This window comes from Streptomyces nogalater, assembly GCF_039532885.1.
Lineage (GTDB): Bacteria > Actinomycetota > Actinomycetes > Streptomycetales > Streptomycetaceae > Streptomyces > Streptomyces nogalater.
Genome location: NZ_BAAASM010000032.1, coordinates 190257 through 204568, shown reverse-complemented (window position 1 = coordinate 204568; position 14312 = coordinate 190257). Strand labels below are relative to the sequence as shown.

At 70.8% G+C, this 14312-nt stretch carries 17 protein-coding genes; 12 read left to right on the top strand and 5 right to left on the bottom strand.

What is annotated here, in order from left to right:
• Window positions 1-161: 161 nt before the first annotated feature.
• Window positions 162-1772: a beta-N-acetylhexosaminidase gene (locus ABD350_RS22380; protein WP_344350020.1), complete on the bottom strand. Its 1611-nt coding sequence runs from the start codon at window positions 1770-1772 to the stop codon at window positions 162-164.
• A 221-nt stretch (window positions 1773-1993) separates the two neighbouring features.
• On the opposite strand from ABD350_RS22380, the gene ABD350_RS22375 reads away from it, so the two are divergent.
• The 10 genes from ABD350_RS22375 (at window position 1994) to ABD350_RS22330 (ending at window position 9161) form a co-directional block, all read left to right on the top strand.
• Window positions 1994-2542, top strand: a complete 549-nt coding sequence (locus ABD350_RS22375) for a 2-oxo-4-hydroxy-4-carboxy-5-ureidoimidazoline decarboxylase (protein WP_344350019.1) — start codon at window positions 1994-1996, stop codon at window positions 2540-2542.
• Window positions 2543-2722: 180 nt separating this feature from the next.
• Window positions 2723-3103 carry a succinate dehydrogenase, cytochrome b556 subunit gene (gene sdhC / locus ABD350_RS22370; RefSeq protein WP_344350017.1) on the top strand — a complete coding sequence of 127 codons (381 nt, stop codon included), beginning with the start codon at window positions 2723-2725 and terminating at the stop codon, window positions 3101-3103.
• 5 nt (window positions 3104-3108) lie between these two features.
• On the top strand, window positions 3109-3591 hold the full coding sequence (locus tag ABD350_RS22365) for a succinate dehydrogenase hydrophobic membrane anchor subunit (protein WP_344350016.1): 483 nt from the start codon (window positions 3109-3111) through the stop codon (window positions 3589-3591).
• Window positions 3592-3610: 19 nt separating this feature from the next.
• On the top strand, window positions 3611-5365 hold the full coding sequence (sdhA, locus tag ABD350_RS22360; RefSeq protein WP_344350015.1) for a succinate dehydrogenase flavoprotein subunit: 1755 nt from the start codon (window positions 3611-3613) through the stop codon (window positions 5363-5365).
• Window positions 5365-6144, top strand: a complete 780-nt coding sequence (locus tag ABD350_RS22355; RefSeq protein ID WP_344350013.1) for a succinate dehydrogenase iron-sulfur subunit — start codon at window positions 5365-5367, stop codon at window positions 6142-6144. Before sdhA ends, ABD350_RS22355 begins: the two co-directional genes overlap by 1 nt.
• A gap of 148 nt (window positions 6145-6292) precedes the next feature.
• Window positions 6293-6703 carry a VOC family protein gene (locus ABD350_RS22350; RefSeq protein WP_344350012.1) on the top strand — a complete coding sequence of 137 codons (411 nt, stop codon included), beginning with the start codon at window positions 6293-6295 and terminating at the stop codon, window positions 6701-6703.
• Between the two features lie 86 nt (window positions 6704-6789).
• Window positions 6790-7197 carry a hypothetical protein gene (locus ABD350_RS22345; RefSeq protein WP_344350011.1) on the top strand — a complete coding sequence of 136 codons (408 nt, stop codon included), beginning with the start codon at window positions 6790-6792 and terminating at the stop codon, window positions 7195-7197.
• Window positions 7194-7697 carry a thiol-disulfide oxidoreductase DCC family protein gene (locus ABD350_RS22340; RefSeq protein WP_382466898.1) on the top strand — a complete coding sequence of 168 codons (504 nt, stop codon included), beginning with the start codon at window positions 7194-7196 and terminating at the stop codon, window positions 7695-7697. The genes ABD350_RS22345 and ABD350_RS22340 overlap by 4 nt, the downstream gene beginning before the upstream one ends.
• A 9-nt stretch (window positions 7698-7706) precedes the next feature.
• A complete protein-coding gene (locus ABD350_RS22335) occupies window positions 7707-8453 on the top strand; it encodes a TetR/AcrR family transcriptional regulator (RefSeq protein WP_344350009.1) in 747 nt (248 codons plus the stop codon).
• Window positions 8454-8543: 90 nt separating this feature from the next.
• Window positions 8544-9161, top strand: coding sequence for a Uma2 family endonuclease (locus tag ABD350_RS22330; protein ID WP_344350008.1), 618 nt, complete (start codon window positions 8544-8546; stop codon window positions 9159-9161).
• Between the two features lie 66 nt (window positions 9162-9227).
• Here ABD350_RS22330 and ABD350_RS22325 read toward each other — a convergent pair whose 3' ends face one another.
• The gene (locus ABD350_RS22325; RefSeq protein WP_344350007.1) at window positions 9228-9467 is read right to left on the bottom strand and encodes an SCO4848 family membrane protein; all 240 of its coding nucleotides are present in this window, start codon (window positions 9465-9467) and stop codon (window positions 9228-9230) included.
• Here ABD350_RS22325 and ABD350_RS22320 point away from each other — a divergent pair.
• Window positions 9466-10722 carry a D-alanyl-D-alanine carboxypeptidase family protein gene (locus tag ABD350_RS22320; protein WP_344350006.1) on the top strand — a complete coding sequence of 419 codons (1257 nt, stop codon included), beginning with the start codon at window positions 9466-9468 and terminating at the stop codon, window positions 10720-10722. The two genes, ABD350_RS22325 and ABD350_RS22320, sit on opposite strands and share 2 nt — an antisense overlap.
• Here ABD350_RS22320 and ABD350_RS22315 read toward each other — a convergent pair.
• On the bottom strand, window positions 10670-11596 hold the full coding sequence (locus tag ABD350_RS22315) for a YihY/virulence factor BrkB family protein (protein WP_344350005.1): 927 nt from the start codon (window positions 11594-11596) through the stop codon (window positions 10670-10672). The genes ABD350_RS22320 and ABD350_RS22315 overlap by 53 nt on opposite strands.
• 85 nt (window positions 11597-11681) lie before the next feature.
• On the opposite strand from ABD350_RS22315, the gene dprE2 reads away from it, so the two are divergent.
• Window positions 11682-12437, top strand: coding sequence for a decaprenylphospho-beta-D-erythro-pentofuranosid-2-ulose 2-reductase (gene dprE2, locus ABD350_RS22310; protein WP_344350004.1), 756 nt, complete (start codon window positions 11682-11684; stop codon window positions 12435-12437).
• A 13-nt stretch (window positions 12438-12450) separates the two neighbouring features.
• Here the strand turns inward: dprE2 and ABD350_RS22305 are convergent, their stop codons facing one another.
• Together ABD350_RS22305 and trpS are read right to left on the bottom strand one after the other, a co-directional pair.
• Window positions 12451-13032, bottom strand: coding sequence for a 2'-5' RNA ligase family protein (locus tag ABD350_RS22305; RefSeq protein WP_344350003.1), 582 nt, complete (start codon window positions 13030-13032; stop codon window positions 12451-12453).
• 148 nt (window positions 13033-13180) lie between these two features.
• Window positions 13181-14200 carry a tryptophan--tRNA ligase gene (gene trpS, locus ABD350_RS22300; protein ID WP_382466899.1) on the bottom strand — a complete coding sequence of 340 codons (1020 nt, stop codon included), beginning with the start codon at window positions 14198-14200 and terminating at the stop codon, window positions 13181-13183.
• Window positions 14201-14312: the final 112 nt, after the last annotated feature.

The following is a 14312-nucleotide window of genomic DNA, read 5'->3' as shown; positions in this document are numbered from 1 at the left end:
GGAAGAGCGGCCCGGGGCGGGGTCGCGTCACCGGGTTCCGCCCTGTTTCGCCAAACGTTTCGCCAACCGCCGCAGGACCGCCCCACGTCCACCGCACGAAGGTCACAGGCCCGCCCGCGCGCGGCGCCGAGGCGCCTCGCGCGGGCGGGCCCCGTACGTCCTCAGCCCAGCCGGTCCGCCAGTTTCCGGAAGTCCGCCCAGGGCAGGGCGGGTGTGCCCGGGTTCCACAGCTTCTGCACGGTGGCCCGCAGCGGCATCCGGATGCCGGCGGCGACCTGCTCCTGCGTCTGCGCGCGCGGGAAGTCGCACCACACGGCGAACGACCCGCCGAGGATCTGCCCGTCGTAGCGCGCGGGCACGGCGGTCGTGCCGCGCACCACCCTCGGGGTCCACTGCTCGTAGATCCGCTGCCCGGTCGGGTAGACGAAGGTCTGCGGCTGGCCGAGCACGTAGTAGAGGAACTCGTCGTTGTAGTTGAGCATCTTCCGGCCGGCGCTCAGATACTCGGCCGGCGGCCGGGCGCCGATCTCCTTGCCGGTCCAGTAGGCGACCTGGAGCGAGGGGTCGGGCTGTACCGAGGTGCCCCGGAAGAAGCCGTCGTTCCAGGCCCGCACGGTCCTGCCGTGGGCGCGGACGGTGGCGGCGCGGTCGTCCAGCCAGCCGGTGGTGAGGTCGGCGACCGTCCCGCCGGGGCCGTACTTGCGCCGCGCGGCGGCGGCCAGCTGCGGGTACGACGTCTGCGGGTCGCGTGCCATCAGCGCCTGGTACTCGTCCCCGCCCAGGTGCCACTGGCCGCCGGTGAACAGGCCGGCGTACTCGTTCAGCAGGTCGTCCACGAGCTTCGCCGAGGCGTCCTTGGAGATGTCGACGGCACCGCGGGTCACCACCCCGTTCGCCTTGCGCAGCCGCAGGTCGGGGTGGGCGGCGAGGGCCGCGCCCAGGTGTCCCGGGGAGTCGATCTCGGGGACGACCGTGATGTGCCGGCTCTCCGCCAGCGCCACGATCTCCTTGACCTGCGCCTTGGTCAGATGGTCCGGGGAGACGATCTCGGGGTGGCTGTCGGACTCGATCCGGAAGGCCTGGTCGTCGGAGAAGTGCAGGCCCAGCTCGTTGAACTTCAGGTCCCCCAGCTCGCGTATCCGGTCCTCGATCCAGGCCGCGGAGAACGGTTTGCGCGCGATGTCCAGCATGAACCCGCGCACCGGCTTGGCCGGCTGGTCGCGCACGACGCCCTCCGGTGCCGTGCCGCCGCCGCGGATCTCCTGCTTCAGGGTGCGGGTGCCGTAGAAGACCCCCGCCTCGCCGGGCCCGCTGATGTCGACCCGCCCGTCCCGGACGGTCAGCGTGTACGACTCCCGGTTCCCGCCCCCGCCGCCGAGCGCGAGCCGTACGTCGCCGGCCCGCACGTCGTTCTTCTGCCCGGCGTACACCAGCCCCAGCTCCCCGGCTGTCAGCCGCCCCTCGTCGGCCAGCGCCGGATCGGTCACCACCACCCGCGCACCGGGCCGGGGCCGCCAGCCGGGGCCGCGCTCCGGGGTGTGCGAGCGGACCGCGGGTATCGTGCGCGGCGCCTTCGACAGCGGGTACGACCGGCTCGGGCTCGGCGCCGCCGACGGGGTGCCCGGTGCCGTGGGGCCGGTGCCGGTGCCGGCCACCCGGCCGGACGCGGACTGCCGCGTGCCCTGCCCGGGCGGTCCGCTGCCGCCGTCCGCCGAGGCCCACAGGCCGACGCCCGTGCCGAGCGCGACCGTCCCGGCGAAGGCGGCGGCCATCACCGCTCGCTTCCGTATCACCTGCCGCGCCGGCGTCCGGCGCCTGTGCCTGTGCTGGATCACCCTGCCAACGTACGACCGTTCCCCGGTTCAGCGGTCAGCCGTACGACGCGAAACTCTGCCGTTCGAGTGAAATTCGGTTATCGCTCGGACACCGTATGACCACTCTCGATAACCTGACGACACTCACATCCTTCACACAATCCCCTGCCGCACCACAAGTGACGCGAGGAACAACGCTGCCCGCCCACCAGCTGCCGTATCTCCCCAAGCCGCTCGACGCCTTCAACACCGCGTCCGCGGACGAGGCGCGCACCCTTCTCCTGCGCTGTCTGCGCAGCCCGCGCTGGTCCGACCGGATCGCCGCGCACCGCCCCTACCCCGACCTGGACTCCCTGCTGGCCGCGGCGGACGAGGCGACGTACGACCTCTCCCCCGCCGACCTCAGCGAGGCCCTGGCCGGCGAGCGCCTGCCCGAACTGCCCGAGGACACGTACTCGGCGGCCCACACGGCCCTCGGCGCCGCCCACGCCGCCTACGAGGCCCGCTTCGGCCACACGTTCATCATCTACCTGGGCGACATCCCCCAGGACGAGATCATCGACCACCTCCTCCAGGCCATCCGGTCACGATTGGCGAACGATCCGGAGGACGAGCGCGTGGTGGCGACGGAGCAGCTCCGGCGCCTCGCGAAAGGCAGAATCGCGGCATATCTGAGGGGCGCGAGAAACCGCGCGACCAGGCACAACGCGCCCGCCCCCGGGAGATAACCGGACACACCGCCCCGGGCTAGCCCAACCGCGTGCCACTTTGATCACACCGGTAGGCCCCCCGTCAGCGACGGCGCGGCGCCTCGCTACGATGCTGGGGGCCGGTGGACCGTACCCGGCCGGGCCCGACCGACAGAGAAGCCGGCGCGGCCCTAGTCCCCGCACCCGGAGGGTTCTTCCGTGCCGGCTGGAACGCTGTACCGCGGCCGGGAAGGAATGTGGTCCTGGGTGGCTCATCGAGTCACCGGCGTCCTCATTTTCTTCTTCCTGTTCGTTCACGTGCTGGACACCGCTCTCGTGCGTGTCTCCCCCGAGGCCTACGACAAGGTCGTAGCGACGTACAAGACGCCGATCGTCGCGCTGCTGGAGTACGGCCTCGTCGCCGCCATCCTCTTCCACGCGCTCAACGGCCTGCGTGTCATCGCCGTCGACTTCTGGTCGAAGGGCCCGCGCTACCAGAAGCAGATGTTCTGGACCGTGATGATCGCCTGGTTCGTCCTGATGATCGGGGCGATCTACCCGGTTCTCGGCCACGCGTACCGTGCACTCTTTGGGAGCTGACGCCGATGTCCACGACTGAAACCCCCGCTTCCGGAGTCGGCCCCGTGGAGGGCGCGCCCGTCTACACCGTCGACCACCCGGCCCCGCTGATCGAGGCCCCGCGCAAGCGCACCAAGAAGACCCCGAAGTCGACCCGGGGCAACTTCGAGCTGGCGGCGTGGCTGTTCATGCGCCTGTCCGGCATCGTGCTGGTCGTTCTCGTCCTCGGCCACCTGCTGATCCAGCTGGTGCTGGACGGCGGCGTCTCCAAGATCGGCTTCGCCTTCGTGGCCGGCCGCTGGGCGTCGCCGTTCTGGCAGGTCTGGGACCTGGTGATGCTGTGGCTCGCGATGCTGCACGGCGCCAACGGCCTGCGCACGGTCATCAACGACTACGCCGAGCGGCCGAACAGCCGGCTGTGGCTGAAGGCTCTGCTCTACACCGCCACGGTGTTCACCATCCTGCTGGGCACGCTGGTGATCTTCACCTTCGACCCGAACATCCGCTAGGCACGGGGCTGCGAGAATCATGAAGATCCACAAGTACGACACCGTCATCGTCGGCGCCGGCGGCGCGGGCATGCGCGCCGCCATCGAGGCCACGAAGCGCAGCCGCACCGCGGTCCTGACCAAGCTCTACCCCACCCGCTCCCACACGGGCGCCGCGCAGGGCGGCATGGCCGCCGCGCTGGCCAACGTGGAGGAGGACAACTGGGAGTGGCACACCTTCGACACGGTCAAGGGCGGTGACTACCTGGTCGACCAGGACGCCGCCGAGATCCTGGCGAAGGAGGCCATCGACGCCGTCCTCGACCTGGAGAAGATGGGCCTGCCGTTCAACCGCACCCCGAACGGCACCATCGACCAGCGCCGCTTCGGCGGCCACTCCCGCAACCACGGCGAGGCCCCGGTCCGCCGGTCCTGCTACGCCGCGGACCGCACCGGCCACATGATCCTCCAGACGCTGTACCAGAACTGCGTCAAGGAGGGCGTGGAGTTCTTCAACGAGTTCTACGTCCTGGACCAGCTGATCACCGAGGTCGACGGCGTCAAGAAGTCCGCCGGTGTCGTCGCGTACGAGCTGGCGACCGGCGAGATCCACATCTTCCAGGCGAAGGCCGTGATCTACGCCTCCGGCGGCTGCGGCAAGTTCTTCAAGGTGACGTCGAACGCCCACACCCTCACCGGTGACGGGCAGGCGGCGGTCTACCGGCGCGGGATCCCGCTGGAGGACATGGAGTTCTTCCAGTTCCACCCGACCGGTATCTGGCGCATGGGCATCCTGCTCACCGAGGGTGCCCGCGGCGAGGGCGGCATCCTGCGCAACAAGGACGGCGAGCGCTTCATGGAGAAGTACGCTCCCGTCATGAAGGACCTGGCGTCCCGTGACGTCGTGTCCCGCTCCATCTACACGGAGATCCGCGAGGGCCGCGGCTGCGGTCCCGAGGGCGACCACGTGTACCTGGACCTGACCCACCTGCCGCCGGAGCAGCTGGACGCCAAGCTGCCGGACATCACCGAGTTCGCGCGGACCTACCTGGGCATCGAGCCGTACACCGACCCGATCCCGATCCAGCCGACCGCGCACTACGCGATGGGCGGCATCCCGACGAACGTCGAGGGTGAGGTCCTGGCGGACAACACCACGGTCGTCCCGGGTCTGTACGCGGCCGGCGAGGTCGCCTGCGTCTCCGTGCACGGCGCCAACCGGCTCGGCACCAACTCGCTGCTGGACATCAACGTCTTCGGCCGCCGCGCGGGCATCGCCGCCGCCGAGTACTCGGCCAAGGCCGACTTCGTCGAGCTGCCCGAGGCCCCGGAGTCCTTCGTCGTCGAGCAGATCGAGCGGCTGCGCACCTCCACCGGCAACGAGCGGGTGGCGACCCTGCGCCGCGAGCTGCAGGAGACCATGGACGCCAACGTCATGGTGTTCCGCACCGAGCAGACGATCAAGACGGCCGTCGAGAAGATCGCCGAGCTCAGGGAGCGCTACAAGAACGTGGCGATCCAGGACAAGGGCAAGCGTTTCAACACGGACCTCCTTGAGGCGATCGAGCTGGGCAACCTGCTCGACCTGGCCGAGGTCATGGCCGTCTCGGCCCTCGCCCGCAAGGAGTCCCGCGGCGGTCACTACCGCGAGGACTACCCGAACCGCGACGACGTCAACTTCATGCGCCACACCATGGCGTACCGCGAGGTCGGCGCCGACGGCTCGGAAACCGTCCGTCTCGACTACAAGCCGGTCGTCCAGACCCGCTACCAGCCGATGGAGCGTAAGTACTGATGGCTACCCCTGTTCTGGACAAGGCGGACGCGGCCGGCCGGCCCGAGCCCGGCTTCGCCGACTCCCCCTACATCACGGTCACCTTCCGCGTCCGCCGGTTCAACCCGGAGGTCTCGGCCGAGGCGACCTGGGAAGACTTCCAGCTGGAGATCGACCCCAAGGAGCGGGTCCTCGACGGTCTGCACAAGATCAAGTGGGACATCGACGGCTCCCTCACCTTCCGCCGGTCGTGCGCGCACGGCATCTGCGGCTCGGACGCGATGCGGATCAACGGCAAGAACCGCCTCGCCTGCAAGACGCTGATCAAGGACATCAACCCCGAGAAGCCGATCACGATCGAGCCCATCAAGGGCCTGACGGTCCTGAAGGACCTGGTCGTGGACATGGAGCCGTTCTTCCAGGCGTACCGGGACGTCATGCCGTTCCTGGTCGTCAAGGAGACGAACGAGCCCACCCGGGAGCGCTACCAGTCGCCGGAGGACCGCGAGCGCTTCGACGACACGACGAAGTGCATCCTCTGCGCGGCCTGCACCTCCTCCTGCCCGGTGTTCTGGAACGACGGCCAGTACTTCGGCCCGGCCGCGATCGTGAACGCCCACCGCTTCATCTTCGACAGCCGTGACGAGGCGGGCGAGCAGCGCCTGGAGATCCTCAACGACCGCGACGGCGTGTGGCGCTGCCGTACGACCTTCAACTGCACGGACGCCTGCCCGCGCGGTATCGAGGTCACCAAGGCCATCCAGGAAGTCAAGCGCGCCCTGATCACGCGCCGCTACTGACCCTGCCGAGGCACCGCTAAGGGCCCCGCTCCGTCCAGGAGCGGGGCCCTCGCGCATGTGCCGCGCGCCCCGCCCCCGCCGGGCCCCGCCGAAGTCCGCTTCGGTGGGGCTCCTCGATTCACGGGCACCGGGAACCTAATGTGACGACATGTCAGACGAAGAGTCGTACGAACTGCTCGGCTTCGACAACGTGCTGCTCCCCGTCGGCGACCTCGGCGAGGCCGTCGCCTTCTACGAGCGGGCCGGGTTCACCGTGGGCTTCCGGCTGGACGAGGCCGGGATCGCGCTGCTGAAGGTCGGCGCGGAGACGCCCGGCATCCTGCTGCGCGCCGAGGAGGGGCTCTGCCACCAGCCGCCGCACTGGCCCTCGCCGCGGGTCTGGCTGGAGGTGCCCGACGCGCGCTCGGCGGCACGGGAGCTGGCCGCCGCCGGGATCCCGCCGCTGGACGAGATCAGCCAGGGAGCCACCGGCTGGACCGTGGAGTTCGCCGACCCCTGGGGCAACATCCTGGGCTTCACGGACTACTCCAAACGGCCGGCCCTGGCCCGCAGGAGCTGAGCCCCCACCTTCGGTTGAACGCGTTCAAAAATGGGTCTACAGTCATCCCCGTCAGCGTTTTGAACGCGTTCAAGAAGGGGTGGGGCATGGACCGCACCGTCATCGCCTACGTCATCTACCTGGTCGTCAGCATCGCGCTGACCGTCTGGGTGGCCCGCACGCTCAGCCGCAACGGACGGATCTTCCTGGCCGACGTACTGCGCGGCGACGACCGGCTCGCGGACGCCGTCAACCACCTCCTCGTGGTCGGCTTCTACCTCGTCAACCTCGGCTTCGTGGCGCTGTACCTGAGCGATGACGACACGATCACGGACACCCGCGGCGTCTTCGAGGCCCTGTCGACCAAGCTGGGCGTGGTCCTCCTGGTCCTCGGCGCGATGCACCTGGGCAACGTGTACGTCCTCAACCGGATCCGCCGGCGCGGGATGCTGGAGCGGGAGCCGGTGCCCCCGGTCCAGCCGCAGGAGTGGATCGCGCCGCGGGTCGGGGCGTGACCGGCGTGACCCCCACGACCCCCGCACCGGGCCGGGCCGCCGCCGGCGTCCCGGTCCGCGCCCTGACCGTCCTCTACGACGACCGGACCCCCGTGGGCGTCCACCTGCGCGACTGGCTGGCGCGCCGGCCCCGGCTGGTCCCGCTGGAGCTGCTGCCGGCCGGCTCGGCCGAGGCCCGCGCCCGCTTCCCCGGGCTGGACCTCTCCGTCACCCGTGACGAGATCACCGTGGTCGGCGACTCCGGGCAGGTCTACCGGGGCCCGCGCGCCTGGATCACCGTGCTGTGGGCGCTGCGCGAGCACCGCCGGCTCGCCCACCGGCTCGCCGGCCCGGCGGGCGCGAAGGCGGCCCGCGGCGCGGTGCTCACCGCGGCGGACTGGCGGGGCACCCAGTGGGGCGGGCGCGCCTACCAGCGGGCCGACGCCTGGGCCTGCCACCCGGTCACGGGCCCGACCCACGCACCGCCGTCCAGGGCGGGAGCCGGCCCCGCCACTCGTTAGGCTCCTACCGTGCCCGCGAAGAACGACGGCCCCGAGGCGGCCGGCCCCCAGAGCAGCAAGTCCGAGCAGACCCGCGCGCTGATCCTGGAGACCGCCATGCGGTTGTTCCAGGAGCGCGGCTACGACAAGACGACCATGCGGGCCATCGCCAAGGAGGCCGGGGTCTCCGTCGGCAACGCCTACTACTACTTCGAGGGCAAGGAACACCTGATCCAGGGCTTCTACGACCGGATCGCCGCCGAGCACCAGGCGGCGGTCCGGTCGGTGCTGGAGCGGGAGACCGACCTGGAGGCACGGCTCGCGGGAGTGCTGACCGCGTGGCTGGACATCGCCCGGCCGTACCACGAGTTCGCGGTGCAGTTCTTCAAGAACGCCGCCGACCCCGACAGCCCGCTCAGCCCCTTCTCCCCGGAGAGCGAGCACGCCCGCGAGCAGGCCATCAGCGTGCACCGGGAGGTACTGGCCGGCTCCAAGGCCAAGGTGGCCCCGGAACTGCGGGACGTCCTGCCGGAGTTGATGTGGCTGTCGCAGATGGGCCTGGTGCTGTACTGGATCTTCGACCGCACGGAGAACCGCGAGCGCAGCTACCGGCTGGCCCGGCGCGGGGCCCGGCTGACCGCGCGCGGGGTGGCCCTGGCCCGCTTCCGGGTACTGCGGCCCCTCGTCATGGAGGTCCACGAGCTGTTCACGGACTTCCTGCCGGGAATGACGAGGGTCCTGCCGGACCCGGGGCGCGGGGGCCGGGAGAACGGGTGATCACTTTCGGGTGAAGAGGCGGGAAGGGGACACGTGTCCCGTGGACTGCCTACGATGATGCTCTCGACACGAGCCCCGAGGAGGCACGCGATGTCCGCTGCATCCGTCGAGCAGCCCTTCGACGCCGACGAGCCGTTCTCCCTCACGGCCATCGCCGACGAGATCATGGAGCGCCATCCGGGCTACCGCGTCGAGATCATCGGAGGCCACCTCCTCGTGACCCCTTCACCGGATGCCCCGCACGCCCGCGCTCTGACCAAGCTCATGCGCCCCTTCATTGCCGCGGGCCTCGATGATGGTGAGACCGAGGTCCTCCAGAGCGTCGCGATCAAGCTCCCCACCGGCGCCGAGGACTACTGCATCCCCGACCTCGTGGTCGTGGACGCCGGCATCGACGACCACTTCATCGAGAACAACGCCTACGACCCGGTCTGCTTCCGCCTCGTCCTGGAGGTCACCTCCAGCAACTGGCGGGACGACCTGAAGACCAAGGTCGGTGCGTACGCCGAGGCCAAGGTGCCCGTGTACATGGTGGTCGACCGCAAGCACCAGCGACTCCACGTGCTCACCGAACCCGACGGGAGCGAGTACACCAGCCACCGCGTGCACGCCCCCGGCGAGACGGTCACGCTGCCCGACTCGGTCGGTGCCGAGGTCGCCCTCGACGTGGAGCAGATCATCAGGGCCGGTCAGAAGAAGTCCGACTGAGCGGACGCATCCCGGCCCGAACACCCCCGCGCCCTCCCTCGGGCACGGGGGTTTCCGTGTGTCCGCCTATGAGTTACGGCGCAGTGCGCGCAGTCCGCGCAACCCGATGACGCCGATGACCGTCCCCAATACGAAGGAAACGACCGCCAGCAGCAGATGCACCCAGAAGTACGCGGTCGGGTGACCGTCGTCGAAGGCCATCCCGCTGCTGTCCTTGACGAGATTCTTGACGAAAGTGACCCAGATGACCCAGCTCCACACCCCGAAGGCGAGCAGGAACCAGGAGACAGGGCGGCTGAGCTTCATGAGTCCAGTATCGCCGTCCGGGGCCCGGGTCCGCGCCGGGGGTGCACGGCGGTCCCTGCCGGTCGTCTCCGCCACGCTGTGCTCCCTGGCCGTCACCGCGCCCGCCGCCCTGGCCGCCCCGGCCCCCACGACGACCCCCACGGCCACGCCCCCGGCACAGATGTCCACCCTCGGGGGCGCCCGGCTCGGGATGCCCGGCACACAGGTCAACCTCGCCCCCGGGGTCCCGGTGCTGCCCAAGGGCCTGACCGCCCGCTCCTGGATCGTCTCCGACGCCGAGTCCGGCCAGGTCCTGGCCGCGCACAACGCGCACTGGGCGCTGCCCCCGGCCAGCACGCTGAAGATGCTGTTCGCGGACACCGTGCTGCCCCGGTTCCCCAAGGACACCCGGCACAAGGTGGCACCGGCCGAACTCAAGGGCGTGGGCGACGGCTCCAGCCTGGCCGGGATCAAGGAGGGCGACACCTACTCCGTCCGCGATCTGTGGCTCGGGGTGTTCCTGAAGTCCGGCAACGACGCGGTGCACGTGCTGTCCGCGATGAACGGCGGGGTGCGGCAGACCGTCGACGACATGCAGAAGCACGCCGAGGAGCTCCAGGCGCTGGACACCCGGGTGGTCTCGCCCGACGGCTACGACGCGCCGGGCCAGGTCTCCTCGGCCTACGACCTGACGCTGTTCGCCCGCTCGGGCCTGCAGAAGAAGGACTTCCGCGACTACTGCTCGACGGTCAGCGCCAGGATCGGCTCGGCCGAGATCCGCAACACCAACCGGCTGCTGAGCGGCGACAGCGACGTGCCGGTCTACCAGGGCATCGCGGGCGTGAAGAACGGCAACACCACCCACGCGGGCGCCACCTTCACCGGGGTGGCCGAACGCGGCGGCAAGGTACTGCTGGTCACGGTGATGAACCCGGAGAAGCACGAGCACAACGAGGTCTACAAGGAGACCGCGAAGCTGTTCGACTGGGGCTTCCAGGCGGTCGGCAAGGTGAACCCGGTCGGCGAGCTGGTGCCACCCAGGAGCGCCGCGCCGGCCGGCGCCGCCGCCGGGGCGAGCCCGGAGCAGTCGCCCGGCACGGGCGGCGCGCCGGGGGCGAAGGCGGCGGCGAGCGCCCCCGCCGGTTCCGGCTCCAGCGGCGTCGGGACCGCCCTGGCCATCGCGGGCGGGCTGCTGTTGCTGCTCGGCGGCGGGGTGTTCCTGGTCAACCGCCGGTGGCCGCTGCCGGACCTGATGCGCCGCCGGACCCGTCCCTGACCTCGGTGACCTCGGCGACCTCGGTCTCCTTGCTGCCCGTCGCCGTCCAGGAGGCGCAGAACAGCACGAGTTTCGCGGTGAAGTTGATCCACAGCAGCAGGGCCACGGGAACCCCGAACGCGCCGTACACGCTCTTCGCGGCAATCCCCTGGACATAGCCGCTGAGCAGCAGTTTCAGCAGTTCGAAGCCGACCGCGCCGAGCAGTGCGGCGACCAGCAGGCGGCGGCGCGGCGGCTCGACCCCGGGCAGCAGGGTCAGGACGTAGAGCAGGACCAGGAAGTCGGCGAGCACGGCGACGGCGAACGCGGCGAGTTGCAGCAGCACGGTGCCCCAGCCGTGCTCGTCCAGACCGAACTGCCGGGAGAGCAGGCCGACGGCGGCCGAGGCGAGGGTGGACGCGGCGAGCGTGATCAGCAGGGCGCCGCCGAGACCGAGCAGGATCACGGTGTCCTTCACCTTGGCCATGACCGGGTTCTCCCCCTGGTCCGGCAGCTCCCACACCGCGCGCAGGCAGTCCCGCACCTGGCCGACCCAGCCGATGCCGGTGAACAGCAGCACCGCGCCCGCGATGACCCCGACGGTGCCCGCGTTGTGCACCAGGGAGGTCAGGTCCAACTCGTCGGCCAGGCCGGGGAACTGGTCGGCGATCTGCTGCTCCACGGCCTTCTGGCGGGCCGGGCTGAGGGCGGCGGCGGTGACCGCGGCGGCCACGGTCAGCAGCGGGAACAGCGCCACGAAGCTGACGAACGTCATGGCGGCGGCCAGCCGGGCCCATTTCACCCGGTCCAGCCGTTCGTAACACCGCCACGCGTGGGTGATCGTCAGGCGGGTGACGATCGGCCCGATGCCGGGCAGCCTCTTCAGCCAGTCCATGATCCGACTCTGCCCGCTGCGCGGGAATGCCAACACCGCGTTTCGCCGCCGGAACGGTCATATGGGGGCGATACGGTCGGCTGTCATGAAGGATGCCACCGAACTGCCCCGGTCCCTGCTCGTCCTCGGCGGCACGTCCGAGATCGCGCTGGCCACCGCGCGCCGGCTGATCGCCCGCCGCACCCGCACGGTGTGGCTGGCGGGGCGCCCCTCCCTCGCGCTGGAGAACGCGGCCGGGAGCCTGCGGGCGCTCGGCGCGGACGTCCACACCGTCGCCTTCGACGCGCTCGCTCCCGAGTCCCACGAGGGCGTCCTCGGCAAGGTCTTCGCCGAGGGGCCGGTCGACATGGTGCTGCTCGCCTTCGGCATCCTCGGCGACCAGGCGTACGACGAGCGTGACCCGGTCCGCGCGGTCCGGGTCGCCCAGACCAACTACACCGGGGCCGTCTCGGCGGGCCTGGTCGCCGGCCGCGCCCTCCAGGCCCAGGGCCAGGGGTGGCTCGTCGTGCTGTCCTCCGCCGCCGCCGAACGCGCCCGCCGCGCCGACTTCATCTACGGCTCCAGCAAGGCGGGCCTCGACGCGTTCGCCCAAGGGCTCGGGGACGCCCTGTACGGGACGGGCGTGCGGGTCATGGTCGTACGCCCCGGGTTCGTCCGCACCCGCGCCACGGCGGGCCGTCCGCGCGCCCCGCTCGCCACCACCCCGGAGGCGGTGGCCACGGCCGTCGAACTGGGCCTGCGGCGGGACGCGGAGACGGTGTGGGTGCCGGGCTCCCTCCGCCTGCTGACGACGGCGCTGCGGCACGCGCCCCGGGCGCTGTTCCGGCGGCTTCCGCTGTAGCGCTACGGGCGGGTCACGGCGCGACGCGCGGGGCGAGCACCTGCGCGTGCCCCGGCTGGGTCGGTACGACCAGCCCCCCGAACGTGTACTCGCGCAGCTTGCGCCAGACGCTGTCGGCGCCCTGTTCGTACAGCGCGAAGCCGGTGCACGGCCACTCGGCCGCGTAGTCCGCCAGCTCCTCGAAGGCGCGGTCCATCGCCGCCTCCTCGATGCCGTGCGCGACGGTGACGTGCGGGTGGTACGGGAAGAGCAGGTCCCGCGCCAACGGCCCGGACGCCTCCCGGATCCGCTGCTGGAGCCGGGTGCACTCCTCGGCGCCCGCCACGACGCGGACGTAGACCACCGGCGACAGCGGCCGGAAGGTGCCGGTGCCGGACAGCCGCATCGGGAACGGCCGGCCCGCCGCGGCGACCTCCGTCAGGTGCGCGTCGATCGCGGGCAGGTCGGCCTCGTCCACCTCGGTCGGCGGCAACAGCGTGACGTGGGTGGGGATGCCATGAGCCGCGGCGTCGCCGAAGCCCGCGCGCCGCTCCTGGAGCAGGCTGCCGTGAGGCTCCGGGACCGCGATCGACACGCCGATCGTTACGGTCCCCACGTCGTCTCCTGTCGTCGCGTCTGTCGTCGTCTCGGCCGGCTGGACCCGGCCGTTGGCATCGACTGTACGGCCACGGGTGTCTTGTGGGCAGGCGCGGCGGAAGTGATGTGCAGCGCTCTGCCCGCGCGGGCCCGTGCGGTCGTACGCCTCAGTGCTTGGCCGGGAGGAAACCCACGCGGTCGTACGCCTGCGCGAGGGTCTCGGCGGCGACGGCGCGCGCCTTCTCGGCGCCCTTGGCGAGGATCGCGTCCAGCGTCTCGGCGTCGTCCAGGTACTGGTGGGTGCGCTCGCGGAACGGGGTGACGAAGTCGACCATGACCTCGGCGAGGTCGGTCTTGAGCGCGCCGTACATCTTGCCCTCGTACTCCTGCTCCAGCTCGGCGACGGTCTTGCCGGTGAGCGTGGAGTAGATGGTCAGGAGGTTGGAGACGCCCGGCTTGTTCTCGGCGTCGTAGCGGATCACCGTGTCGGTGTCGGTGACCGCGCTCTTGACCTTCTTGGCCGTGGTCTTCGGCTCGTCCAGGAGGTTGATCAGGCCCTTCGGCGTGGACGCCGACTTGCTCATCTTGACCGTCGGGTCCTGGAGGTCGTAGATCTTCGCCGTCTCCTTGAGGATGTACGGCTTCGGGATCGTGAAGGTGTCGCCGAAGCGGCCGTTGAAGCGCTCGGCCAGGTCCCGGGTCAGCTCGATGTGCTGGCGCTGGTCCTCGCCGACCGGCACCTCGTGGGCCTGGTACAGCAGGATGTCCGCCACCTGGAGGATCGGGTAGGTGAACAGGCCGACGGAGGCCCGGTCGGCGCCCTGCTTGGCGGACTTGTCCTTGAACTGGGTCATGCGGGACGCCTCGCCGAAGCCGGTGAGGCAGTTCATGACCCAGGCCAGCTGGGCGTGCTCGGGGACGTGGCTCTGCACGAAGAGGGTGCAGCGGTCGGGGTCCAGACCGGCGGCCAGCAGCTGGGCCGCGGCCAGGCGGGTGTTGGCGCGCAGCTCCTTCGGGTCCTGCGGGACCGTGATCGCGTGCAGGTCGACCACCATGTAGAAGGCGTCGTGGGACTCCTGCAGGGCCACCCACTGGCGGACGGCACCGAGGTAGTTGCCGAGGTGGAACGAGCCAGCCGTGGGCTGGATGCCGGAGAGCACGCGAGGTCGGTCAGCCATGTTTTTCATTGTCGCAGAGAGTGTGAAGGGTTCGGTGCGTGGGGAACTGCGGGCCGCCTGTGGCTGCTCGCGCCCGCGCGGCGGGGCCGCATGTCGCATGCGGCCCCGCGCCCCTTACGGG